This window comes from Aequorivita sp. CRS11, assembly GCF_059693805.1.
The window spans coordinates 358,049-383,484 of record NZ_JCATIG010000001.1 but is presented as its reverse complement, the minus strand read 5'-3'; the positions used below and the strand labels follow the sequence as shown (position 1 = coordinate 383,484).

The following is a 25,436-nucleotide window of genomic DNA, read 5'->3' as shown; positions in this document are numbered from 1 at the left end:
TTTCATCGTAAGTTATAATAGAGTGCTACTAATCAACTCTTTTGGTTTATCTTCACTCTGCGTTTAGGGAAAGGTCATTTTAGAATCCCTCTTAATGTAACTAAATTGATACCATAACTTTAAAACCAAATTAAATATGAAAACACAGACTATTCAACGTTTACTGTTATTAAGTTGTATCAACTTAATGCTTTTTAGCTGTCAAGATCCCACAACCCATACCGAGCCACCATATGAGGGTCCGCCGAAAGACCATATAATATCGGTTGATCGCGCTCAAGAAATGTATGATGCCTATTTGCAAAGACGCGTGCCGATAATCAAAAGATATGAGGACAGCATTGCAGCTGACGGTTCAAAATTTACCCCTACCCGCTATGCGGAATATGATTTGGAAACCATAAAACAATATATAGCGTATATTGAGCATGAGGCCAAAGAAGCCAATGTGGATATTAAAACATTGCGTTTTTATCTCTCAAATTATCCCGATAGTGATAAATTCCCAAATGGCGATACGGTTAAATATCCAAAAAGAAATAGTTTTTTCGTAGTGCCTACAATGGCTTATGAAGGCCAGAATGTTGGTTTTTATCTTGAAGAAATAGACGGTGTGTATACTGCCTTGCCTATCAATAGAAATAGACTAAACAAAAACGACAAAAATCAGACACAGGATGAGCCCCAAGGTAGTGTGAATGAGGCTGGATTTTTCAGTTCAACCAATTCCGCAGCCGTGGGAAATGGAACCACAAGTGTTATTTTGAATGACGGAGGAGTAGCGCCTCCGCCCGGTACTAATGATTTTGGGGACAGCAATTAGAGCACACTTAATTAGTGGAAACAATTTTAGACATACTTAAAAATACATATTTGACATTATATGTCGGTGTTTTTCTAATATCGCTAATAAAATTTCCGCTTTATAAGCATACAACCTTAAGACTATTGCCCATTATTTTGTTTCTTACCATGGTTACGGAATATTTGGGCTATTTCCTAAAGGGCATTATATATGATATTCCCCTTAATAAGTTTATTTACAATTTATATTATCTGATTCATTTTTCATTTTTCTTCTACATTTTTATGAGGATGATTGAAAACGATAGATTCAAAAAGAATATTAAAATAGGCTTAGTTGTTTTTTGGCTGTTTTTTTTAAGTGATGTAGTATTTACAGGTATTTTTGAGAATTCTTTTGCTAGAACATACATAGCTGGAGCCGCGATTCTGATTTTTTGCATAACCTTATATTATATCAATATTTTACAATCATCACTAGTATTGGTAATAAAAAACGATTTATTGTTTTGGGTAAGTGTAGGGCTATTTTTATTTTATATTGGTTATATTCCCATAAAAATCATCAGAACTTGGTTTTACAAACCGGACAGCTTCTTTGAGATTTTACTTGTAATACAGTCGTCGCTCATAATCATTATGTATTTGTTCTTTTTAACAGGATTTCTATGGATGAAAAAGAGATCATAATAATTGCGGCAATAGCCATTCCCGTAACATTAGTAATTATTGTTATCGTGCTCTTCAGTGTTTTTTCTCGTAGAAAAAACCGATTGTTACAAGAGCAGGAGAAAGCGAAAAAAGCGTTCGACCGTGAATTGGCAGAATCACAAATAGAGATTCGTGAGGAAACTTTGCGAAATATTAGTTGGGAATTGCACGATAATATTGGCCAGTTGATGACATTGGCCAAAATTCAAGCCCAAATGGCGCTGGAAAGACCCGAATTGTTAAACGAAGTTTCTGAAACCATAGGCACAGGCATTGATGAGTTGCGGGCGCTATCAAAATTGATTAATCCTGAAGCATTAAAAAGCTTGAGTCTGCAAGAAGCTGTAAGTCTAGAAATAGAACGATTCAATAGACTTAAATTTATTGCTGCTGAATTAAAAGTGCAGGGTAATGTAAGGCCCATTGAGAGTAATACCCAGATCATTCTTTTTAGGATATTGCAGGAATTTTTTTCAAACACAATAAAACATTCCAAAGCCTCGACCCTAAAGGTAGTTTTAAATTATTCTGATGAACTCTTGACTATTTCTGCGGAAGACAACGGAGTGGGTTTCGATAAAACAGACAACTTTATGGGAATTGGACTTAAAAATATGAAAACGCGTGCCCAATTGATCAATTCAACGTTGAAAATCAATTCCGTAAAAGACCACGGAACTGCATTGCACCTTAAATATAATTATATGTGAATTTTAAATTAATTCCATAGATAGAAAACATGTTATAAAATGAATTATTCCGTAGTAGTAGTAGACGACCATTTCTTGCTTTCCCAAGCCATTGGCGGATTGGTTCAAGACTTTAAGAAATTTAAAGTACTATACCTATGTAAAAATGGGCGTGAGCTGCTTGATAAGTTTAATAATAAGAAAAACATCCCCGATTTAGTACTTATGGATATAAAGATGCCCATACTTAACGGAATTGAAACAACTGAAATTCTTAGAAAAGAATTTCCTAACGTAAAAGTGCTCGCTCTTTCCATAGAAGAAGATGAATACACTATTTTGAAAATGCTCAGGGCAGGTGCCTGCGGCTATTTGTTAAAAGACACAAAAAAAAATATTCTTGAAGAAGCTCTCATTCAAGTAATGGAAAATGGTCATTATTATACCAATACAATATCACAAATCCTTGTGGACTCTTTGGAGAATGAAATTGATACTGAGCTAAAAGAAAAAGAAATTGAGTTTATAAAACTTGCCTGCACCGATATGAGCTATAAAGAAATTTCCGAAGCCATGTGCTGTAGCTATAAAACTGTTGAGGGTTACCGGGATTCAGTCCACAAAAAACTAAAGGTAAAAAATAGAATTGGGCTCGTGCTTTTTGCAATTCACCACAATTTATTTACACCCTAAAAAAGTTCGCTGACCTCTTTTTTAACGTATGCCATGGCTTTTTGCGATGGTGTAACTTCTTCCATAAAATTCTGTAGTAACCATTCCCGCATTTTGTCTACATTGCCGTCCTTTTCGTGCATTGCTCCTTGACGAATTACGTGTATGGTTGCATTTTTTGCAGCGTTCACTAAGTTCCAACATTCAGGAGTTACATAAATTTGTTGTGTTAAATTATGGTCATACTCCTGCTCAATATTTTTTACCAATAAATTTTCGTAATCGTCTTTAGAATCTGAAAATGGTTTCACCCGTACCAATAACTTATTGGGATCTATTCGTTCCAAAAATAAAGTAATACGTTCATATGCTTGAAGCCGGAGGGGTAAAACTTGTTTTTGAGCTTCTTTTTGAACCAAATATCTTCTGCGGCCTTCCTCATTGGCAGTGTGGCCTTTAAAGAAAAAATAAGCAATTATGCCTACAACCATTGCGGGTAACAGATAGGCTACATAACTAATAATTTGGGTTGCTTCTTCCATAGAATTTAATTTTTTGACAAACTTAAGTCGTTTTTAATAGTTGTACAACTATTAGTTCTTTGTATCAAACCTATAATAGATCGGCTCAAACCCTCGTGCCAATAAATGGAGGTTTTAAAATTAAGTAAAAGCATTGACCTTAGGGAAGAAATTTCAACTACGTATTAATTATTAAATATTTCACCAATGAAAAGAAAATTACTCATAGCCCTGTTTTTATTGACCTTTGCCGTATCCGGTTGGTGTCAATTTCAAACAAATGTTTCGGCAGCTACTATGGTCTATCACGATGTATGTATCGAGCCCCTCTCATTTAATAGTCCGCAAACTACAGATTATATTGTGGCTGGCAATCTCTTTGACACGGCCCTGCAATCTGAACGGGCGTTTCTAAAAAAAGTGGATGAAAATGGCGCCGTAATTTGGAATATCGCCTATCAGGAACCAACTTCACCCCATTTGCGTATTCTGGATATAGTGAGCCATTTGGATCTTATTTTTGCTACGGGCTATATAGACATTGGCGGCAAACGAAAAGTGTTCTTGGCACAATTTGAGGCACTGAGCGGAAACTTTCTCCAAGCCAATTATTATGATGTGGTGGGCCCCAATTTTAATAGCACCGGCCTGCACATCAGTTTTTCAAACAGCGATGCCAATGGCGACAGTATTGCCGATCCTGGTTTCGTAATTGCCGGGTATTTCAGTGATTGTTACAGCCTTGATATCAATTGTGTTTTTAACAACATTGGTTTTGTGCTACGTACTGATTCGGGTTTAAACGTATTATGGACCGCAGAAACCGATGCTCCCAACACGGTAAATACCTTAGAATACGACTTTGTAAATGGTGTGGCCGAAACCAGTGATGGGTTTTTTCTTACCGGAAGCGCAACCTGGCAAGACCTATCAAACAATACGGCCCAACAAATAGTATTGGCGCACAAATTGGACTTTCAGGGAACTATGCAATGGGACCAAAGTTATGTTTTTGGAAATGCAAATGATGTAAGTGTTGATGCCTATTTTGATAGTACGACCAGTAAAATCTATATGCTTACCAATTATTCCTTCTCGCATTATTTTGGAATATCGGTTTTTGACAATAATGGAACCTATGATAGTGCCCGCTCCTGGTATGCCGACGATCCCAACAACCTGAACATTTACGGTTTTGCGCTGATGCCATCCTTCAACAGTGCGAATAACCTTGTAATTGCAGGCTATGATAGAGATGAAAGCTGGAACATTGGCGCCAATTCATATTATGGCGAAAGCAATGTCTTTCTTTATGAATTTGACAAAAACACTGGAAATCCTGTTGCGACGAACTATCAATACCTTGTGCCAAACGTAGAGCCCGGTACCGAGGATTTTAACCTTTGGGATTTTCAGATGCCCACCATCTATTACCCCGATATGGCCTTTCCAAAAACGGACAACAGCAACAATAACCACTATTATTTAGCGGGATACCGTGCTATTGATCCTACGGTGACCGATGTAAGTCTGGAACTTTTTAAAGTAGATACCGCAAAACGAAATACCTGCGACAGTAAAATTATTAATCCCAACCATTTGTCCTTGACCAAGCAGTCGGTGCCGGTTACCTCGGCACACGTGCCGACTAATGCTTTTCCTATAAATCTTACGGCAACGGCAATGCCCTATACCGAGGATTTCTGCGTGCGCGAATTGGCTGTCGAAGAACATTCGATGGAAAAAATAAAAATGTTTCCAAACCCAGCCATACAGCAAATTTCATTTACCGGAGTTGATGCCCTTGACGTTACTATTATGGATGCTTCAGGGAAAATTGTATCGCAACAATATCTTAATAATGAACGGCAAATGGACGTTTCTGAGCTTGCGGCTGGCCTGTACTTTGTTGAAATTTCCAACGGAAAAAATACTACCACCTTTAAGCTCATTAAAGAGTAGCACCCTCCTTCTTGCGCCATATTTTCCTTACCTTAGTTATTGGAAAAAAGATTGATACTCTCCCTTTTAATATGAGCAGAACAAAATTCCATATCATTGTATTTATTGTGATGTGGAATTTGTGTGCTGCCCAGGAATTTGTGAATTACACCATAAAGGATGGCCTGCCCAGCAACCGAATCTACCGATTGACTCAAGATAACGAAGGTTTTATTTGGGCCATTACCGATAAGGGTATGGCAAAATTCAACGGAAGGGAATTTAAGGTTTTCAATACCAGCAATGGATTGCCAACCAACGACATTTGGGACCTACGGGTTGATGCCGAAAATAGGATTTGGTTCTTCTCAAAATCAACTTTGCTGGGGTATATTGAAAATGAGAAGGTGCATACCTTTCCCAATTGCCAGGCGGGGGTCGTAATGTTTCCGGCATCTACCAATGTTTATAGTAACACCTTTATAGTCGGAAATAGCGGGCAATGGTTTTATCTGGAAAACGGATGTTGGAAAAACCTCACATTTTCAGAGGTACAGGATACCTCAAAATACCATTTTAAAAAGCTTCATAAAAAAGCGGTACAATTGGCAGAGCTTCCCGTTTTTAAAGAAAAGTCCGTAACACGGTTCAGAAACCGCGATTCTATCATGGTAATGCTCTACAACGAAGGTTTTAGCATAATAAACCTGCTTAGCGGGAAAATTTATGAAAGGGAATTTAAAAAATACGCGAGTCACCAAAACCCCAATTTTATTCGCAACCATTTTGTGAACGATCAAATCCAGATAACGGGATTTGACTTTGTGGGCATACTGGACGAGAATTTTGAGATCGATAAGGTGGTTAAGATACCCCCCAATCTAAAGGCCTATTTTTCAATGATAGATAAAAGTGGGAACATTTGGTGCGCCACTTTTTCGCGTGGAATCTTTATGTTGCCGCAGGTAAAGCGCCAGTGTACCTACGTGCTTCCGCATCAAAAAGTAGATCAACTGGCCAGAGTGGGTAAACGGATAGTGGCCAATGTGTACAATAAAGGATTTTATGAATACGATTCACTTCAAAAAAAGTTTAGGACATTTATAACGGATAAAAGTTTTGTTTTTAACGCGGTATATTTAGATTCCCTTGAAAGTTCATTTTTCTGTTCTGAAAAGAAAACCATCCAAATTGCGAATGAAGCAGCCAGCCGGCACCAAGTTGATCATTTCAATAAAATTGGTGGCGTAAGGAGCTTGGTCTATCTCAACGGTTTTTTATACGGAAATATATCCTCAGGGGTAATAAAAATAGACCCAGAAACCTTTGAGCGAATCAAAACCTACGATTATTATGGCGTTAGGGATTTATTGAAGTTTCGCGATTCCCTGCTCTTGGCAACTTCTGATGGTTTAAAAATACTATCTGACGGAAACATAACCTCCGTAACCCTTGCCGATAATCTTTTGAAGAAACCTATCTTGAGCCTTACTAAGGTTACGGACTCCCAATTTTTGGTCAATACTGACGGGCACGGTTCTTATCTCACAGACCTCAAGGAGGTATCACTATTGCCGAATTCAGAATTTTTGAGTGTTGAAAGCGCTGTTGCAAACAAGGATTTTATCTGGCTGGCTTCTGAAAGCGGAATTTTACAATATAAAAAAGCAGGTCCCGATTATTACTATACAGGCACTTTAAACGAAAACGACGGATTGCCTTCGAAAAAGGTTAATGCTATTCTGCCGGTGGGCGATGATTTGCTTGTATCAACGGACGATGGGGTTGCCATTCTTCCGAGAGCTCTTTATAAGCAGCCCCAACTTTCGAAAATTTACGTTGAAAAGGCACTTTTCAATCAAAGTCCTATCCCAGCCTCCGAACCTGCAATGCGCTACACCACCGACAATAGCGTAGATTTTTCCATTGCCACCATAGACTTTTCGTCCGCCCAAAACCAACTGAGCTACAGGTACCGTTTGCTGCCCATTCAAAAAGATTGGACAACTACAACCGCTTCAAACCTTAATTTTTCAAATCTGCCACCAGACAAATACACCCTGGAATTGAAAACCGGAAACCTAATGGAAACCGCCAATTTCACAATTTTGCCATTATGGAGGCAAAGGCCTTTGGCAAAAGCCGTGTTTTGGCTAGCGGGCATTTCGCTCTTAGGCGGAGTGCTCTATTATTTCAGAAACAAGGAAGTTTCAAAAAAAACCGCCAAGATTACCGCACAGAAAAAGATGGCTGAATATGAGCTATATGCCCTGCGCGCCCAGATGAACCCGCATTTTGTTTTCAACTCGCTTGCTGCTATCCAGTATTATATCAACAATAACGACTTTGAAACTTCAGAAAAATATCTGGTGAAATTCTCAAAATTGATACGCCAGTTTTTTGAGCTTTCAAAAGAAAGTGAAATTCCCCTGGAAACTGAAATTAAATTGCTGAAAAACTATTTGGATATTGAAAAGCTCCGTTTTAAGGAGAAATTGGGCTATCAGATACATATAGATTCTACGTTAAATTTACCCGAAACCACCATTCCCAGTATGCTGCTCCAGCCCATTGTAGAGAATGCTGTGAACCACGGTATCTTCAATAAAGAAAAAGAGGGCAATATCAATCTGTATTTTCGTAGCATTGACGAGCAGGAATTTATGGTGGAAATTATGGATGACGGCGTGGGCTTTTCAAACTCAAGAAAGAAACCCAACGGCAAGGTAAATTCTTCCGCAGTACTTGAAAATAGAATTGCGGTCTTAAACCGTTCCAAACAATGGGAAATACAATTTTTTAATGCTGAAGTATTTCCGGAGAAAATCGATACAGGCAATATTACTACCTTTAAAATTAAGAAAGTGCGATGACGACTATAACGGCCATATTGATAGACGATGAATTTTCTGCCCTAAAGGGACTGCAACAAAAGGTGGAAAAGTTTTTTCCCGAGATTTCAATAACCGCTACCTTTCAAAAACCCGAAGACGCCATAGCGTTTATAAAAAATGATCCTCCCGAAATTCTATTTCTCGATATACAAATGCCACGTTTGAATGGCTTTGAACTGCTTTCGGAACTGGACGGATTGGATTTTCAGGTCATTTTTGTAACCGCCTACAACGAATATGCCGTGGCAGCGTTAAAAAAATCGGCAATTGGATACATTTTAAAACCTGTGGATGATGACGATCTGAAACATGCAATTACAAAATCCATAACCACAATACGGGAAAAACAACAATTGGAAAGCAGCAACAAACTCATAGAAGTTCTCACGGAAACCATTTCAAAAAGAAACAAGATTATCGTGCCTACCGAAAAAGGGCTATCCTTTATCCCTCAGGACGAGGTGCTGCATTTGGAAGGTTTTCAGGGTTATACCAAATTTCATTTAAGCAACAATACAGAACTTTTAAGCAGTTATAACCTCGGGAAATTTGAACCTTCCTTGGGGCGAATATTTTTCAAATGCCACAAATCGCATATCGTAAACCTCGAAAAAGTGCGCAGTTTTGAAAATGAAGGTTATTTGGTACTGGAAAACGGTAACCGTGTGCCCATTTCAAAAACCAACCGAAAAGCATTTTTGGAAATGTTCCGTTGAGGTTTTTTATTCAGTATTCAGTGTTCGGCAATGCAGCACATCTTAACAGTTCCCCTTTGGGAGTTAGGGGCTAATACCTTACCTTATTTTCCTTGCGCATCGCTTTCACTTCTTTTTTAGCTTCTTTTTCGTGATAATTTCCGCCCAGATACTGGCAATTTGATAAAGCTTTCATGCTCTCAAAAGGTACTGCACATTTATGGTACATAAAAGATTGTGATAAGGTTTTGATTAAGTTTTTATCGCCTACGGTTAGGTCCACATCGTCCATGGTGAATTGGCAGGGGTGTTCATAACCACAGGCGTGTGTCATTTCTAGCAGCTCCTTACAGAAATTTTTAAAATAGAAATGCGCCCTCACTGATTTGTCTTCAATATTAATACCGCGTTGCAGCCATTTATTTTGGGTAGCAACCCCGCTAGGGCATTTGTTGGTATGGCATTGCTGAGCTTGAATACAACCAATGCTCATCATCGCCTCTCGTGCAACGTTGATTAAATCGGCACCCATTGAAAATGCCATAGCTGCTTTGGCAGGAAACCCTAACTTTCCACTTCCTATAAAAACAATTCGATCACACATCTCGTGCTTTTTGAAAATTTTATAAACTTCAGCAAAACCAAAAAGCCACGGCAGGGACACGTGGTCGGCAAAACTTGGGGGCGACGCACCGGTGCCTCCCTCACCACCGTCAATTGTTATAAAATCTGGCCCTTTGCCGGTTTCTTTCATTATTTTTGCAAGTTGTTCCCATTCTCCCAAGCGGCCTACAGCAGATTTAATGCCCACGGGCAAACCGGTTGCTTCAGCTATACTTTCCACAAATTCAACCATTCCTTTAACTCCTTCAAAAGCAGAATGATTAGGTGGCGATAGCACATCTTTTCCTAAGGGTACGTGTCTTATATCAGCAATTTCCTGAGTAATTTTAGACCCTGGCAAAACACCCCCCTTACCTGGTTTTGCACCTTGGGAAAGTTTTACTTCAATAGCTCTAACTTGCGGGTTTTCGTTAACGAGCTTCACAATTTTTTCCATGGAGAAATTTCCCTGCTCGTCCCGAACCCCAAAATATCCGGTTCCAAAATGAAAAACAACGTCTGCGCCAGTTTTGTGATATGGAGAAAGACCACCTTCACCTGTATTATGATATGCGTAGGCTAGCGCGCATCCTCTATTTAAGGATTCAACAGCCCTTGCCGATAATGATCCGAAGCTCATGGCTGAAACATTAATTACCGATGTTGGACGATATGGACGCCTGCGCTTGTGATAACTGCCCATTACTTTTGCACACGGTAAAAAATATGGGTTCTTGTAATTTGGGTTCTCCTTTTCAACTTTGAATGGTAGAAGAGAATTGTTTATGAATATATAATTCGGTTCATAAATATCACGGTCGGTGCCGAAACCTTCATAATTGTTTTCGTTTTTCGCCGAAGCATAGATCCAACCCCGCTCAATACGATTAAAGGGAAGCTCCTCGCGATTGTTGGCAACAATATACTGCCGAAGCTCCGGCCCGATGCCTTCCAGCATATACCGAATGTGGCCAATAACTGGAAAGTTGTGGCTTATCGTGTGGTGTTTGTTGAAAAAAATGTCCCGAATGGCAACGATTAAAAGAAAAATAAGAACCCATACCCACCAAGGTATTTGACCTAAGAAAGATAGAAACTCCTCCATAAAAATACATTTTTGATAAAGGTATTTAAAATAAATCTCATTTGGAAAGAATAATGAAGAAGGTGATTATTGTTTATAATTTCCCCAAAAACACTTCCTATAAAAGTTTGATAATAGTTATTTTCACAGCTTGAAGAAAATGAAGTTTTGGAACAGTATTTAAAACAACTCAACGATGCGCAGCGTGCGCCAGTGCTGCAAAAAGACGGCGCAATGATTGTAATTGCCGGGGCTGGTTCGGGCAAGACGCGCGTGCTAACTTTTCGCATTGCATATTTGATGAGTCAGGGCGTGGATCCTTTCAATATTTTGGCGCTTACTTTTACCAATAAGGCCGCAAGAGAAATGAAAGGGCGTATCTCAAAAATCGTGGGGGCCAGTGAAGCCAAAAATCTTTGGATGGGAACCTTCCACAGTATTTTTGCGAAAATTCTTCGGTTTGAAGCCGATAAATTGGGCTATCCTTCCAACTTCACAATTTATGACACCCAAGACTCACACAGTGTAATTCGTGCGGTGATAAAGGAGATGAACCTGGATAAAGATGTGTATAAATACAAGCAGGTCTATTCGCGCATATCTTCCTATAAAAACAGTTTGATTACCGTAAAGGCATATTTCAACAATCCGGAATTGATTGAAGCTGATGCCATGGCGAAAATGCCTCGTCTTGGCGATATTTACAAAGCCTATGTTGACAAGTGTTTTAAGGCTGGCGCAATGGATTTTGACGATCTTCTGCTGAAAACCAACGAATTGCTAACGCGTTTTCCAGATGTTTTGGCAAAGTATCAAAACCGGTTCCGCTACATTTTGGTGGACGAGTACCAAGATACCAACCACAGTCAGTATTTGATCGTTCGCGCGCTTTCCGATAGGTTTCAAAATATATGTGTTGTGGGCGATGATGCGCAGAGTATTTATGCTTTCCGCGGAGCGAACATCAATAATATTTTAAATTTCCAGAAAGATTATGACGATGTAAAAGTTTTCCGTTTGGAACAAAATTACCGCTCCACGAAAAATATTGTAAACGCGGCAAATAACATCATCGAAAAGAATAAAACCAGACTTGAAAAAGTAGTTTGGACGGCAAATGACGAAGGCAATAAAATCCTCGTAAACCGAACCATGACCGATGGTGACGAAGGCCGTTTTGTGGCCAGCTCCATTTTTGAAAATAAAATGAACCATCAATTAAATGATGGCGATTTTGCCGTTCTGTTCCGAACAAACGCACAAAGCCGTGCTATTGAGGATGCGCTTCGGAAAAAGGACATTCCGTATAGAATTTACGGGGGGCTTAGTTTTTATCAGCGAAAAGAAATAAAAGATGTACTAGCTTATTTGCGGTTGGTATTGAACCCGAAGGATGAAGAAGCGCTGAAACGCGTTATAAATTATCCCGCACGTGGCATTGGCGATACAACGATGGAACGTTTAATTGTTGCTGCAAATCATTACAACCGATCGATTTTTGAGGTGATGAAAAACATTGATAAAATTGATTTGAAAATAAATGCCGGTACCAAAAGCAAATTGGAGGATTTTGTGACGATGATTGAAAGTTTCCAGGTTTTGAATCAAAATTATGATGCTTTTACTATTACCGAACACGTTTCAAAAAAGACCGGATTGCTTCAGGAATTAAAAAAAGACGGCACCCCTGAAGGTATTGCACGTATCGAAAATATAGAGGAACTATTGAACGGAATGCGCGATTTTGTGGAAGAGCAAAAGGAAATTGCAGGTGCCACAGGTTCGCTCTCGGAATTTATGGAAGATGTGGCGCTCGCCACTGATTTGGACAACGACAAGGGTGATGGTGACCGCGTAGCTTTAATGACGGTACATTTGGCGAAAGGTTTGGAGTTTCCCTACGTTTACATTGTGGGGATGGAGGAAGACCTGTTCCCCAGCGGGATGAATATGAATTCCCGTAGTGAGTTGGAAGAGGAGCGGAGGCTTTTTTACGTTGCGCTCACGCGAGCCGAAAAACAGGCGTATTTAACCTACACCCAATCGCGTTACCGTTGGGGAAAATTGATTGATGCCGAGCCAAGCCGTTTTATTGAGGAAATTGACGAGAGCTTTTTGGAATATCTAACCCCAATTACCGAAAACCGCTACAAACCGCTTTTGGATGCCGATATTTTTGATGAGGTTGACCACAGTAAACTGCGTTTGCGAAAACCTGTTGCGGGCAAAGCTCCAATGGGACCAACGGAAGCACAGCTTCGCAAATTGCGAAGATTGAAACCCGTAGCAAGCGATACCGATAAAAATTTTAGTGTGGAAGATACCAATCTAAGCGAGGGAACAATGGTGGAGCACGTTCGCTTCGGAAAAGGTAAAATTCTCAAAATCGAGGGAATAGGTGCTGATACAAAAGCTGAAATAGATTTCGAAAACGGTGGTTTAAAAAAATTACTTCTTCGTTTTGCTAAACTGAAAGTGGTCGATTAGTGAATTTGGAATTCGTTACTTGATCAACCGAAGACTATTAGCAAAAAAAAATTTACGAATCCCAAATTCCACATATTTTAATTGACTTCCAAATAAGTATCAACAGCAATACTTATTTGCTCTTTCATATTTTCGATATCGCTTTGTGCCCAATCGCCGTGACCGCCATCATAAATTGTAAAAATGTGGTCAATCTGGGAATTATTCAGCGCTGTATTTAAAGTTGTTCCATTAGTGAGAGGAACTAAGGGGTCAGCGTTTCCGTAGAAAAGAAGCGTTGGGCTGCTAGCATTAGAAACGCGCAATGCTGGACTCAAAACTTCTGCATAATTTGTTCCCTGTGGATATGCACTCTCATCTACCAAAGCGGCCATTAGCGCTGGAAAATTTGGATTGTTGCTATAAAAGGGATCGGTGAAATCAGTGGGCCCTACGATATCACCAACTATTTTTACCTGGTCGTCCGTATCGTAAACATAATCATACATTAAAGAAATGTGCGCGCCCGCGCTGGCGCCTACCAAGGCAAATTCAGGCAGGATTTGTAGCTCGTTTTTTTCTGAAGTCAATTTATCGATTACCGCATCCAAATCCAAAAATTGGTTGGGAAAGGCCGGCGTGTCAATATCTGCAAGCACATAATTTACATTTACTATTGCGTGGTCAGGATGTCGCTGTTTTATATAGGAAATAAAGAAGTCCATATCGGCCTTATCGCCACCCGTCCATCCGCCGCCGTGAACCAGCATGATAACTTTGGTTTTAGTGGAAGATCGATTTGCGGGCAGATAAAGGTCATATTTTTGTTGTTGATCATTTCCGTAGGAAACATTCAACATGGTTTCTTCAGCTAAAGATTCATTCGCTGTAGTATCGTTATCTTCCGAACAGGAAATGAAATTGATTTGAATTCCGAAAAGAAGAATTATAATGAGGATTTTTTTCATATAAAAATTTAGTTTTTTCAATAACGGTTGAAAAGTGGATTTATGTTAAGAATTTTAAAGAAATCTTCCATTTATAAAAATTGTAAGTAACTTTAAATAAAAAATATGATTCGAAAAGGTTCAAAAGTAATGTGGAAATGGGGGAGTGGTGAGGCCGAAGGAAAAGTAATCGATACTTTTTCCACAAAAATTACCAAAACAATAAAAGGGAGCAAAATTACAAGAAAAGGTGAAAAAGACAACGAAGCCCTCTATATTGAGCAAGCAAATGGAGATAAGGTATTAAAGCTTGAAAATGAAGTAAACAGAAAAACTAAAGATTAAAAATGGCTGAATTTATTAAGATTTACGAGGAAAATCCAAACCCGAAAGAAATTAAACGTGTTGTAAAAATACTTCGCGATGGCGGGGTAATAATTTATCCCAGCGATACGGTATATGCGCTGGGCTGCGATATAAACAACAATCGCGCAATGGAACGCGTAGCACAACTTAGGGGAGTGAAGCTGGAAAAAGCCAATTTCTCGTTTGTTTGCGAAGATTTGAGCAATCTCAGCGATTATGTAAAGCAGATAGACACTCCTACTTTTAAAATATTAAAACGAAATCTTCCGGGACCCTACACCTTTATTCTTCCGGGGAATAATAATCTTCCAACGGTTTTTAAAAAGAAAAAGGAAGTTGGTATTCGTGTACCAGATAATTCCATAACGAGAGCTATTGTGCAGGAACTGGGCAATCCTATCATTTCCACTTCTATTAAGGATGAAGACGAGGTAATTGAGTACACTACCGATCCCGAACTTATTCTCGAGAAATGGGACAATTTGGTAGATTTAGTTATTGATGGTGGCTATGGTGGCAATATTGCTTCCACTGTAATTGATCTTACGGGGACAGAACCGGTAGTAATGCGGGAAGGGAAAGGAAGTTTGGAAATTTAACTTTTAGTAGATTGTTTTTTCTGAAATTCTGAAAGCAAAAATCCTGTTTGCTGATTGAGTTTTTTTCTGAAAAAAGCTGTCCATCCAACCAAAAACCCTTTTAAACCCAATGCCTGCTTGGACCATCTGTAAAGGCTGAATTTATCAACGTGGTTTATAATTTTTCCGTCCTTGAATTTGAAAGTTGCGTTAATTACGTTGTGAACTTTCCTTCCTGTTTTACTAAATGTGTAATACGCTTCCCAACGGGCTTTTCCCGCTTCAGGAGTATATTCTATGTTTGAGGTTATTACTTTAAAATCTTCTCCCTGCTGGCTGTGACAGAGCATTCGCCACATGTTTTTGGCTTCTTCTCCTTTTAAAACTCCAAAGGCCGGATCTTCAAAGGTAACATCATCGTGATACCATTCGAGCATGCGCTCTGCGTCTAAGTTTGCAAAGGCTTCGTAGAATTTTTCAATAATATTTAATTCAGTGTTGCTGATAATTTCTGAATTGAAAATTATTTCAATAAATGCTGCAAGCCTCGGTAAATGTTTTTCTCAAGGATATCGATGGAACCGTCTGCCAGAAACATTTTTTTAATATTTTCAAAAAGTCGGTCTATTTCATTTTTGGAATAATCGTAACGAGATATTGTGTGTTGAATTTTTTGGATACGTTGGTAATCATTGTCTTGGTCGAATTCTTTATGGACCTGACGATATTTTTCTTCACCAACTTTTGATTTTATATATTCCTTTTCGGCTTTTGTCTCAACAAAGTTGGCATAGGCACAGTAGAGTAATATATATGCTTTTAGCTCTTCGCGGGTCCAATTGGTTTTGAATTCTTCCATTTTTAAGTATATATTATTAAAGGTTTTATATTCCTATCTAAGATACAAAAACCTTTCAAAAGATTGTTTTGTGGGCAGCAATAAAAAAACCCGGCCATAGGGACCGGGTTTTAAGGTTATTCTGCTTTTTGGAAATTAGTTTCCTCCGGCTTCTAAGTTTTTCATTTCTTTTTCAATCATATCATAGAATTGATCGATTTTAGGAAGTACCAAAATACGTGTACGTCTGTTGGTAGCTCTGTTTTCAGCAGTGGTGTTTGGAACCAACGGCACGTAATCTGCACGACCGGCTGCAACCAAACGAGATGGTGCTACACCTAATTTTTGCAGTTCGCGTACAATTGCGGTAGCTCTTTTTACACTTAAATCCCAGTTGTCAAGCAACAATCCATTGCTGTACGGAACGTTATCTGTGTGGCCTTCAACCATAGCCTCAAACTCTGGCTTACCATTGATTACTTTAGCAACTTTCCCTAAGATTTCACTAGCTCTGTTTGAAATTTGGTAGCTTCCGCTCTTGAAAATTACTTTGTCTGAAAGTGAAATGTAAACCACTCCTTTTTCAACATTTACCTCAATGTCTGGGTCGTTTACACCAACTTCTCTTTTAAGACTGGTAACGAGTGCAAGGGTAACACTATCTTTTTTGTTAAGCGCATCTTGCAAACGGGTAATTTTCAGGTCTTTTTCTTTTAGGCTTTCCAAAGATTTCTCAAGATTGGTAGCCCCTTTTGAAGTCAACATGGTAAGTTCTTTTGAACTTTGAATGAGGTCTTCGTTGGTCTTTTTCATATCTGCCAAACGCTCTTCAAGTTGTTTAGCGCGGGCTGTTGCTGCTGCTCTTTCGGTAAGACAGTCATTAAGCTTTACAGTTGCCGTATTAAGCAAATCCTGAGTGTTTTGTTGTTTTGCTTCAAGTTCCGCATATTTTTTCTTGGAAACGCAAGAAGTAAAAGCTAAACTTGAACATACTGCTAGAATCAATAGTTTTTTCATAATTTGTTAAGTGTTATATTAGATTGTTTGTTCAAATATTCTGAACCAAAATTATTAAAATAGCAGTCGCTCAAAAAACGATTAACAATACTTTAAGTAAAATAAACTAAAGTCGGTTAAATTTTTTTTTGTTATTTATAAAGTACTGAAATACAATAGATTTTAAGGTGTAATACTTTAAAGTTGAAGAAAACACCTTCCTCTTTCTAAGAAATTTTGGTAGCAATGCATAAAAGCTTAGATGTGCTTTTAAAATTGCAAAGAAATGTTTCGGTTTATCTTGAATTAAAAATTGAAAAGCTGCCACCCCGTCCAAGAGCATTCGTGCAAGCAAGGCCGTGAAAGCTTTTGTTCCTACGGTGTTTTTAAGAAGATTTAAAAGCGAATTCCTAAAATTATAGAAAGTCTTTTTCGGGTTCAATGCCGCAAGGGTTGCCCCGCCAACGTGGTAAACTTTCGAAGCTCCCACATAAACTATTTTTCCGCCTTTTGATTGAAGTCGCCAGCAAAGGTCAATTTCCTCTTGGTGCGCAAAATAGTCTTCATCCAGCGCGCCAGCCTGCCAAAAAGCTTCTGCTTTTACGAAGAGGCATGCCCCGGAAGCCCAAAATATTTGTGAAACATCGTCGTACTGACCCATATCTTTTTCCAAGGTATTGAAAATTCTTCCACGGCAATAGGGGTAGCCGTATTTGTCAATAAAACCGCCAGCAGCACCGGCATATTCGAAGTATTCTTTGTTTTTGTAATCCAGAATTTTAGGCTGAGCGGCAACAACGGAGGAATCTTTTTCAAATTCAGAAACTACTGGCTGCAACCAATTTTCGGTCACTTCCACATCGCTATTCAATAGAATGAAAATATCTTCGGAGAGGTTTTTTAAAGCATCATTGTAACCTTTTGCATAACCACCATTTTCTTTGTTTTGAATGATTTTTACCGTTGAAAAAAATTCTGAAACAAATGCGACAGAATTATCTGTGGAAGCATTATCGGCAATATACACAGTGGCTTCGGAAGAAAATTTCACTACAGATGGCAGAAATCTTTCCAGCAAATCCTTTCCGTTCCAATTTAAGATTACTACAGCTACTTTCACGGGTGTAAAGATAGATTTTTGAAGTGTTTTTTCAGGACTTATTTATAATTTGGAATATCTTTCAGAAAAATATACTGTTCATTTTCAAAATCCATTTGGCAATAATAATGTTCCAAACCGTTGCTGACCATTAAATATTCAGCTTGTAGAGCGAGATTGTACCGTGCAATTTGGTCAAATGTTTGCTGAGTGATTGCTACGGAAGGCGCTTTGCACTCCACAATCAAGAAAATGCTGCCGTCATTATTGAAAACGACCACATCATATCGTTTTACAGTATTGTTGAGTTTTAGCTGTTTCTCAACATTTATAAGGCTTTTGGGATAGTTTTTTTCTTTTAGAAGAAATTGGACCACGTGCAACCGAACCCATTCCTCGGGTGTGAGCACCACAAATTTTTTTCGGATTTCATCAAAAACCAACGTTTTATTTTCGCTACTTTTGAAGCGAAAGGAATATTCGGGGAAGTTGAGTTTTTGCATAAAACAAATATCTATTAAATTCCAAATTTCAAGCACCAAATTCCAAATAAATCTCAATTTTCAAAAAGCAACAAACAACAAACAACAAGCAACAAAAACTTTTCCATGCCGCTCGACAAAGTAAAAACCATTATTAACGATATTAAAAACGGAAACACAAAACCCATTTATTTTTTGATGGGCGAGGAGCCGTATTACATTGACGGTATTTCGAAATATATTGAGGAAAACGTTTTGAGTGAAGAGGAAAAAGGCTTCAACCAAATGTTGCTTTACGGCCGTGATGTTTCTGTAGAAGATATCATTAGCAACGCCAAACGTTACCCAATGATGGCGGAAAAACAGGTGGTAATTGTAAAAGAAGCGCAGGACCTTTCGCGCACCATCGAAAAGTTGGTGCCTTATGCTAAGGATCCGCAGCCCACAACCGTTTTGGTGCTTTGCTACAAATATAAAACCTTGGATAAACGCAAAAAATTGGCTAAGGAGATTGCCAAAACAGGCGTTGTTTTTGAGAGCAAAAAACTCTATGAAAACCAGGTTCCCGATTGGATTAAACGTGTGCTGGCAGGAAAAGGCTATACAATTACCCCAAAGGCCGCGCAAATGTTGGTAGAATTTCTTGGGAATGATTTGAGCAAAGTAAACAACGAGCTTGAAAAACTGCAATTAATCCTAAAACCTGGCGAGCAGATTACACCTCAAATTATTGAGGAAAATATAGGTATCAGTAAGGATTTCAACAATTTTGAACTTCAAAATGCTATTGGAGAAAAAGATATAAAAAAGGCTTTTGCAATCATTCAATATTTTTCGCAAAACCCCAAAAACAATCCGTTAGTGATGACGGTAGCTTTGTTGTACAGTTTCTTTTCAAAATTGCTGAAATATCATGCACTCGCCAACAAAGGCGATGCTGCAAAGGCGTTAGGTGTGAACCCTTATTTCATAAAAGATTATCAAACCGCAGCACGAAACTATCCGATGAAAAAGGTTAGTGCCATTATAGCTGCAATTCGTGAAGTGGATATGAAAAGTAAAGGCGTAGGTGCCGCAAATCTTCCGCAGGGCGATTTGCTAAAGGAATTGTTGGTGAAGATTTTTAATTGAGGTAGTATTATTTTACAATCAACAATCAACAATCAACAATCAACAATCAACAATCAACAATCAAAAATCAACAATCAACAATCAACTATCTCCTATCTACAGAATACTTCCCAGCTCCCAAAAGTGCTATCGCAATAAAACCAACTAAAAAAAGAATTGCTTTTTCCTTAGTTGCTAACGGATCTGCCGCATGAACCACAAATGCTGCCACCGCCATTGTTACTATCACGGGAATTGCGGTTAACCTCGTCTTAAAACCAATAATTACAAGTAGGGGAAAAAGCACTTCGCATAGCACGGCTAAAATTAAGGTAGCGGTTTCGCCAATGCCAATGGGGTCTCCAAATGAAAAATCGCCCGATAGCATTTTTAAAAGTTTGGGCACTCCGTGGGTAAGCATCATTCCACCAAAGCCCACGCGAAGCAGCAGTAATCCTAAATTATAATTGGTCGTGTTGTTCATTTCTGTCCTTTTAAATTTTAGAAAAGCGAATATAGAAAACATTTCATTCACATTTAGCAATAACCTTCATTTCAAAAAATTGGCGCAGCCCTTTTTAAAACGTATTTTTGGGCTTCAAAAAATATGTGAATGAAAAAAATTAAAGCTTGGTTTGCCGCGGCGAGATTGCGAACATTGCCGCTTTCGGTTTCTGGAATAATAGTTGGGGCTTCCTTAGGAACTACAAATCTAGGAGAATCAGGCATTTGGCAATCCAGCCTTTTCTGGCTCGCAATATTGGTTACCATAGGTTTTCAAGTGCTTTCCAATTTTGCTAACGATTACGGCGATGGCATACGCGGCACCGATGCCAAAAGACAGGGCGAAAAACGCATGGTTGCATCGGGTATTATTTCACCCAAACAGATGAAAATCGGGATGATTGTTACGGGAGTTATAACTTTTTTTCTCGCTACCTTTTTAATTTTTATCGCTTTCGGAAACGAAAACTTCATCATTTCCTTTATTTTTTTCAACCTCACTATTGTTTCAATAATCGCTGCGGTTAAATACACCGTTGGTAAAAAAGCTTATGGCTATTCGGGCTTGGGAGATGTTTTTGTGTTTCTGTTTTTTGGATTGTTGAGCGTTTTGGGAAGTTATTATTTATTCACCCATAATTTAAATTGGCTTTTATTGTTACCCGCAATTGCGATTGGATGTTTTAGCACAGCAGTGCTAAACTTAAATAATATGCGCGATATTGAAAGCGATACAGCTGCCAATAAAAACACGCTGGTTGTAAAACTGGGAATACAGAAAGCAAAAAAGTACCATGCTTTTTTATTGCTTTTCGGAATGGCTTGCGCAATTGTCTATACGGCCTTAAATTATCGTGAGCCGTGGCAATTTTTATACTTTATCGCTTTTATTCCTTTTCTATTAAACATAAAGACTGTTTTTAAGAACACAGTGCCAAGGCTTCTCGACGGCGAATTGAAAAAGGTTGCCTTAAGCACTTTTTTGTTTGCAATCTTGTTTAGTATATTTATGTGATAAAAAAACAGTTATGAAAATTACATTTTACGGACAGAACAGTCTTGGTATTGAAATTAAGGGAAAGCACATTCTGGTAGATCCCTTTATTACGGGAAACGATCTTGCAAAAGACAAAATTGACATCAACGATTTAAAAGCAGATTATATCCTTTTAACCCACGCACACCAAGACCACACACTCGATGCTGCGGCAATTGCAAGAAGAACAGGAGCAATAATAGTCAGTAATTTTGAAATTGCAAATCATTACGAAGCAAAAGGCATTGAAGTTCACCCAATGAACCACGGTGGAAGCTGGAAGTTTGAGTTTGGAAAAGTGAAATATGTGATTGCACACCATACAAGTTCTTTTCCCGATGGCAGCTATGGCGGTCAACCAGGCGGTTTTGTGATTGAGGGCGAACATAAAAACATTTACATTGCCGGCGATACAGCCTTAACTATGGATATGAAGCTCATCCCAATGCATACAAAGCTGGATTTGGCAATTCTACCCATAGGCGATAATTTCACAATGGGAATTGATGATGCAATTATTGCTAGCGATTTTGTGCAGTGCGATAAGGTTTTGGGCGTGCATTACGATACTTTCGGATACATTGAAATAGACCACGAAGAGGCAAAACGTAAATTTTATGATGCCAATAAAGATTTGATGCTTTTGGAAATTGGAGAATCTATTGAATTATAAACCAAATATCACCCTGAGCGCAGTCGAAGGGTTTTTAAATGCTTACAGCTTCATATAAAAAATACCTCCTAAACTTCAAACGCCCAAGCGGCACTTCCCGAGGCGTTATGAATTCAAAAGAAACCTATTTTCTTACTCTCAAAACTGAAGAAAGTTTCGGAGTGGGCGAGTGCGGTCTGCTCCGTGGATTGAGTGTGGACGATCGCCCCGATTACGAAGAAGAACTTGCAGGGGTTTGTGAAAACGTGGAGCTGGGCGTTAGTGAAGCAGATTTATACGAAGCATTACAGGAATTTCCCTCGATACAATTTGGGATTGAAACAGCTTTCAAGTCTTTGCGCTCAAAAAATCCTTTCGAATTATTTCCTTCGGAATTTTCGCGTGGAGAAGCTTCAATCCCAATAAACGGTTTGGTTTGGATGGGCGATAAAAGTTTTATGAAACAACAGATTTCAGAAAAACTGAAACAGGGTTTTACTTGTATAAAAATGAAAATTGGCGCAATCGATTTCAAAACTGAAATTGAACTTTTGAAATCAATCCGAAAGGAATTTTCCGCTTCAGAAGTAGAATTGCGCGTTGATGCTAACGGTGCATTTTCCCAAAAAGAAGCTTTGGAAAAACTAAAAGTGCTTTCAGATTTGCAATTACATTCCATAGAGCAGCCCATTAAACAAGGCCAATGGCAGGAAATGGCAAGACTTTGTGAGGAAACTCCATTACCGATCGCTTTGGATGAAGAATTAATCGGTGTTTTTTCCGAAGAAAAAAAGAACATACTTTTGGACACCATAAAACCACAATTTATAATCTTAAAACCCTCATTGATTGGCGGTTTCCGCGGATGCGATACTTGGATAAAACTAGCAGAAAATCATAAGGCAGGTTGGTGGATTACTTCCGCTTTGGAAAGCAATGTGGGTTTAAACGCCATTTCGCAATATACCTTCACAAAAAACAGTAAATTGCCGCAAGGTTTGGGCACGGGCAGCCTTTACACAAATAATATTGATAGTCCGCTGGAAGTTTCAAATGGTGAGTTGCATTACAATCCATCTGTTAATTGGAATTTTCAGATTTAAATTTGAACAACTTATTTTATAATTTAAAAACCCAAAATGTACATACAACAAGCCTTTAAATCCCTGCACGAATGGTGGCGCTATTTGGTAGGTTTTATCATTATTTTTCTTGCCAGTCAGTTAGGCTCTATTCCACTATTAATTGCAGTAATGTTTAAAGTAATGGCAGAAGGTGGAAATATAGAGTCCATTCAGGATCCAAATGTGATGATGACCGTTTTAGACTCGAATCTCACCCTGTTTTTGATGCTGCTCAGTTTTGCCATAGGTTTGTTAGGGGTTTATCTTGTGGTGAAATTTTTGCACAAACAACCGTTTGTTGCACTTACTACGTCAAGAAAAAAAACGGATTGGGGGCGAGTCTTTTTTGGCTTTGCACTTATTGCCATAACAACCATTGTTGTTACAAGCTTAGATTTTTATAACAATCCAGAGAACTATGTTTTGCAGTTCGATTTGGTGCCATTTATTATTCTTGCAGTAATTGCAGTAATCATGATTCCGTTGCAGACCAGTTTTGAGGAATATCTTTTCCGTGGTTATTTAATGCAGGGAATTGGCGTTTTAACAAAAAACAGATGGTTGCCATTGATTGTTACATCTGTGATATTTGGAGCGCTTCATATGGCAAATCCAGAGGTTGACAAACTTGGGAATATAATAATGATTTATTATATCGGGACCGGTTTCTTTCTCGGAATTATGACGTTGATGGACGAAGGCATGGAGCTCGCCCTTGGTTTTCACGCCGGTAACAATTTAATTGCAGCACTTTTGGTGACCGCAGATTGGACGGTTTTTAAAACCAATTCCGTTTTAAAAGATATTTCTGAACCTTCCGCAGGCTTTGATGTAATTGCGCCCGTACTTATTTTATATCCTATCTTTCTACTAATTATGGCGTTGCGTTACAAATGGACCGATTGGAGCGGAAAGCTCTTCGGAAAAGTGGAAGAGCCAATTAATATTTCAGATAAAAATACTCAAAACCAAACATTTGTTGAATAGTGAAGCTGCTGCACTCCAATTTCAAATTAAATGGCGAAGCGTTTTCTTCTGCTGAAGGGTTAAAGGAACGGGCGAATCATTTAGTTGAAAAAGAAAAGAATGATGAACCGGCTATTGGAAAATTTATTTTGGAATGGCTGGATGAAAATAATTTTATTACCGTAAAAACGTCCGGTTCCACGGGGATTCCAAAGAAATTAAAACTTCAAAAAAAACATGTTTTCAACAGTGCTGAAGCTACTGTGAATTATTTTGATTTAAAAGAGAATACCAAAGCATTACTCTGCCTTTCTTCGGAATATATTGCAGGAAAAATGATGCTTGTGCGAGCAATGACGGCTGGTTGGGATTTACATACCGTTGCCCCTGAAAAAAATCCTTTTGAAAGTTTTGAAGATAACTTCGATTTTACGGCAATGGTTCCCTATCAGGTTTTTCATTCTTTGGCAGATTTGCACAAAGTGAAAAAGCTAATTATAGGTGGCGGGGCAGTGTCACGGAAATTGGAAAAACAGCTTCAGGAAGTTTCAGCTAAAATTTCTGCGACCTACGGAATGACGGAAACCATCAGCCATATTGCAGTACGTCCATTAAACGGAATTGAAAAATCTTCCGTTTTTATGGCGCTTCCAAAAGTGAACTTTACACAGAACGAAAATAATTGCCTTCAAATTCACGCTCCCGAAATTTCAGAAGAAACCGTTTTGACTAATGATGTTGTGGAGCTTATTTCACCAACTTCCTTTAAATTTTTAGGAAGGATTGACAATGTAATTAATACGGGGGGCATAAAAGTGCATCCCGAAATTTTGGAAGAAAAGCTTTCGCTTCATATAAACCAACCATTTTTTATAGCCTCTGAAAAGGATGAAGCTCTTGGGGAACGTGTTATTCTGATAATTGAAAGTGAAAAGCAATTACAATTGGAAGATTATTCTGAAACTTTTGAAATGCTTTCAACTTACGAGAAACCCAAAAAAGTTTATACTACGCCCCAATTTATTTATACGGAAACCGGGAAGATACTACGAGCGGCAACTTTGGAAACAATATAAAACAAATACTGTGTTTTAAAATCAATTCATTCTATTCAGACTAAACGGTCAATTTTCCTTCAATTTCGCCAAGAATGATTGCTGCATGAGTTTTAGGATCATAAGCCACCAGTACATTGTTTCCCACTTCAAACTCATGGATACGCAAACGTGAAATGAGCTGCTCACTCGTGGTATTGAATTTTGGAGCATTTTTGGGTATTACTTCCAGTTCAAAACCTACCATATACGAATTGTTAACGGTGGTTCCGGTTTCATAAACGCTGATTATTTTAGCAGGTGCTTCTTTTCCTCTTTTTAGCAATTTGTTTTTAGTGGTGGATGTAGTTACTACAGAGCTAATGAAAAAGATGAAGGTAAGTGCAAAAAAAATTGACAGTGCAATAAGCGAATACTGCGTAAGTTTTGGTATTTCGTCAAAACTATAGGAACCTGCTGGCATTCCCCACATACCTACAAATAATGTAATAAACGGAATCCACATAAGTGCGAAACAACGCCAGCCCATTTTGCGGAGTGTGGTAGAGTTGAGTTCCATAATGAGTTGGTTTAAAGATTATTAAATTGCTCTATAAACCAAAT

25 protein-coding genes are annotated in these 25,436 nt (G+C 38.5%); 15 read left to right on the top strand and 10 right to left on the bottom strand.

All coding sequences use genetic code 11. The annotated features are described in order from the left end of the window. Positions 1-136: 136 nt before the first annotated feature. The 3 genes from AC58DT_RS01870 (at position 137) to AC58DT_RS01860 (ending at position 2,897) form a co-directional block, all read left to right on the top strand. Positions 137-823 carry a hypothetical protein gene (locus AC58DT_RS01870; RefSeq protein WP_497215080.1) on the top strand — a complete coding sequence of 229 codons (687 nt, stop codon included), beginning with the start codon at positions 137-139 and terminating at the stop codon, positions 821-823. Positions 824-1,472: 649 nt separating this feature from the next. Next, complete coding sequence (locus AC58DT_RS01865) at positions 1,473-2,225, top strand: sensor histidine kinase (RefSeq protein WP_497215078.1); 753 nt, start codon at positions 1,473-1,475, stop codon at positions 2,223-2,225. A gap of 39 nt (positions 2,226-2,264) precedes the next feature. Then, the gene (locus AC58DT_RS01860) at positions 2,265-2,897 is read left to right on the top strand and encodes a response regulator (protein ID WP_497215077.1); all 633 of its coding nucleotides are present in this window, start codon (positions 2,265-2,267) and stop codon (positions 2,895-2,897) included. Here the strand turns inward: AC58DT_RS01860 and AC58DT_RS01855 are convergent. Then, positions 2,894-3,418, bottom strand: a complete 525-nt coding sequence (locus AC58DT_RS01855) for a DUF7935 family protein (protein ID WP_497215076.1) — start codon at positions 3,416-3,418, stop codon at positions 2,894-2,896. The two genes, AC58DT_RS01860 and AC58DT_RS01855, sit on opposite strands and share 4 nt — an antisense overlap. 186 nt (positions 3,419-3,604) lie before the next feature. On the opposite strand from AC58DT_RS01855, the gene AC58DT_RS01850 reads away from it, so the two are divergent. The 3 genes from AC58DT_RS01850 to AC58DT_RS01840 all read left to right on the top strand — a co-directional run bounded on the left by AC58DT_RS01850 (position 3,605) and on the right by AC58DT_RS01840 (position 8,948). Further along, positions 3,605-5,359 (top strand): T9SS type A sorting domain-containing protein, encoded by a 1,755-nt coding sequence (locus AC58DT_RS01850; protein WP_497215075.1) that lies wholly within the window; start codon positions 3,605-3,607, stop codon positions 5,357-5,359. A 71-nt stretch (positions 5,360-5,430) separates the two neighbouring features. After that, on the top strand, positions 5,431-8,211 hold the full coding sequence (locus tag AC58DT_RS01845; protein WP_497215074.1) for a sensor histidine kinase: 2,781 nt from the start codon (positions 5,431-5,433) through the stop codon (positions 8,209-8,211). After that, entirely contained in the window at positions 8,208-8,948 is a 741-nt protein-coding gene (locus AC58DT_RS01840; protein WP_497215073.1) for a LytR/AlgR family response regulator transcription factor, read from the top strand. The genes AC58DT_RS01845 and AC58DT_RS01840 overlap by 4 nt, the downstream gene beginning before the upstream one ends. A gap of 70 nt (positions 8,949-9,018) precedes the next feature. On the opposite strand, the gene AC58DT_RS01835 is transcribed toward AC58DT_RS01840, so the two are convergent. Beyond that, entirely contained in the window at positions 9,019-10,635 is a 1,617-nt protein-coding gene (locus AC58DT_RS01835) for an FMN-binding glutamate synthase family protein (protein WP_497215072.1), read from the bottom strand. A 147-nt stretch (positions 10,636-10,782) separates the two neighbouring features. On the opposite strand from AC58DT_RS01835, the gene AC58DT_RS01830 reads away from it, so the two are divergent. Further along, a complete protein-coding gene (locus AC58DT_RS01830) occupies positions 10,783-13,101 on the top strand; it encodes an ATP-dependent helicase (RefSeq protein ID WP_497215071.1) in 2,319 nt (772 codons plus the stop codon). Positions 13,102-13,178: 77 nt separating this feature from the next. Here AC58DT_RS01830 and AC58DT_RS01825 read toward each other — a convergent pair whose 3' ends face one another. Beyond that, a complete protein-coding gene (locus AC58DT_RS01825; RefSeq protein WP_497215070.1) occupies positions 13,179-14,048 on the bottom strand; it encodes an alpha/beta hydrolase fold domain-containing protein in 870 nt (289 codons plus the stop codon). Between the two features lie 105 nt (positions 14,049-14,153). Here AC58DT_RS01825 and AC58DT_RS01820 point away from each other — a divergent pair, with 105 nt between their 5' ends. Both AC58DT_RS01820 and AC58DT_RS01815 read left to right on the top strand, forming a co-directional pair. Further along, entirely contained in the window at positions 14,154-14,372 is a 219-nt protein-coding gene (locus AC58DT_RS01820) for a hypervirulence associated TUDOR domain-containing protein (protein WP_497215069.1), read from the top strand. 2 nt (positions 14,373-14,374) lie between these two features. Further along, entirely contained in the window at positions 14,375-14,992 is a 618-nt protein-coding gene (locus tag AC58DT_RS01815) for an L-threonylcarbamoyladenylate synthase (protein ID WP_497215068.1), read from the top strand. On the opposite strand, the gene AC58DT_RS01810 is transcribed toward AC58DT_RS01815, so the two are convergent. The 5 genes from AC58DT_RS01810 to AC58DT_RS01790 form a co-directional block, all read right to left on the bottom strand. Next, positions 14,989-15,453 (bottom strand): nuclear transport factor 2 family protein, encoded by a 465-nt coding sequence (locus AC58DT_RS01810; RefSeq protein WP_497215321.1) that lies wholly within the window; start codon positions 15,451-15,453, stop codon positions 14,989-14,991. The two genes, AC58DT_RS01815 and AC58DT_RS01810, sit on opposite strands and share 4 nt — an antisense overlap. A gap of 41 nt (positions 15,454-15,494) precedes the next feature. Then, positions 15,495-15,830: a hypothetical protein gene (locus AC58DT_RS01805; protein WP_497215067.1), complete on the bottom strand. Its 336-nt coding sequence runs from the start codon at positions 15,828-15,830 to the stop codon at positions 15,495-15,497. Between the two features lie 135 nt (positions 15,831-15,965). Then, positions 15,966-16,826 (bottom strand): OmpA/MotB family protein, encoded by an 861-nt coding sequence (locus AC58DT_RS01800; RefSeq protein ID WP_497215066.1) that lies wholly within the window; start codon positions 16,824-16,826, stop codon positions 15,966-15,968. 106 nt (positions 16,827-16,932) lie between these two features. Then, on the bottom strand, positions 16,933-17,925 hold the full coding sequence (locus AC58DT_RS01795; RefSeq protein ID WP_497215065.1) for a glycosyltransferase family 2 protein: 993 nt from the start codon (positions 17,923-17,925) through the stop codon (positions 16,933-16,935). Positions 17,926-17,963: 38 nt separating this feature from the next. Further along, a complete protein-coding gene (locus tag AC58DT_RS01790) occupies positions 17,964-18,407 on the bottom strand; it encodes a type I restriction enzyme HsdR N-terminal domain-containing protein (RefSeq protein ID WP_497215064.1) in 444 nt (147 codons plus the stop codon). A gap of 105 nt (positions 18,408-18,512) precedes the next feature. Between AC58DT_RS01790 and holA the strand changes: the two genes are divergently transcribed. Beyond that, positions 18,513-19,517: a DNA polymerase III subunit delta gene (holA, locus tag AC58DT_RS01785; protein WP_497215063.1), complete on the top strand. Its 1,005-nt coding sequence runs from the start codon at positions 18,513-18,515 to the stop codon at positions 19,515-19,517. Between the two features lie 85 nt (positions 19,518-19,602). Here the strand turns inward: holA and AC58DT_RS01780 are convergent, their stop codons facing one another. Next, positions 19,603-19,980, bottom strand: a complete 378-nt coding sequence (locus tag AC58DT_RS01780; protein ID WP_497215062.1) for a DoxX family protein — start codon at positions 19,978-19,980, stop codon at positions 19,603-19,605. A gap of 129 nt (positions 19,981-20,109) precedes the next feature. Between AC58DT_RS01780 and menA the strand changes: the two genes are divergently transcribed. From menA to AC58DT_RS01755, 5 genes are read left to right on the top strand one after another with little or no spacing between them, the layout of a single operon-like run. Continuing rightward, the gene (menA, locus tag AC58DT_RS01775) at positions 20,110-21,015 is read left to right on the top strand and encodes a 1,4-dihydroxy-2-naphthoate octaprenyltransferase (protein WP_497215061.1); all 906 of its coding nucleotides are present in this window, start codon (positions 20,110-20,112) and stop codon (positions 21,013-21,015) included. Between the two features lie 13 nt (positions 21,016-21,028). Beyond that, positions 21,029-21,709 carry a metal-dependent hydrolase gene (locus AC58DT_RS01770; RefSeq protein WP_497215060.1) on the top strand — a complete coding sequence of 227 codons (681 nt, stop codon included), beginning with the start codon at positions 21,029-21,031 and terminating at the stop codon, positions 21,707-21,709. A 38-nt stretch (positions 21,710-21,747) separates the two neighbouring features. Beyond that, positions 21,748-22,791, top strand: a complete 1,044-nt coding sequence (locus AC58DT_RS01765; RefSeq protein ID WP_497215059.1) for an o-succinylbenzoate synthase — start codon at positions 21,748-21,750, stop codon at positions 22,789-22,791. Between the two features lie 36 nt (positions 22,792-22,827). Further along, a complete protein-coding gene (locus AC58DT_RS01760) occupies positions 22,828-23,799 on the top strand; it encodes a CPBP family intramembrane glutamic endopeptidase (protein ID WP_497215058.1) in 972 nt (323 codons plus the stop codon). Continuing rightward, on the top strand, positions 23,799-24,854 hold the full coding sequence (locus AC58DT_RS01755; protein ID WP_497215057.1) for an AMP-binding protein: 1,056 nt from the start codon (positions 23,799-23,801) through the stop codon (positions 24,852-24,854). Before AC58DT_RS01760 ends, AC58DT_RS01755 begins: the two co-directional genes overlap by 1 nt. Before the next feature lie 40 nt (positions 24,855-24,894). Here the strand turns inward: AC58DT_RS01755 and AC58DT_RS01750 are convergent, their stop codons facing one another. Then, on the bottom strand, positions 24,895-25,392 hold the full coding sequence (locus AC58DT_RS01750) for a hypothetical protein (RefSeq protein WP_497215056.1): 498 nt from the start codon (positions 25,390-25,392) through the stop codon (positions 24,895-24,897). Positions 25,393-25,436 lie beyond the last annotated feature (44 nt).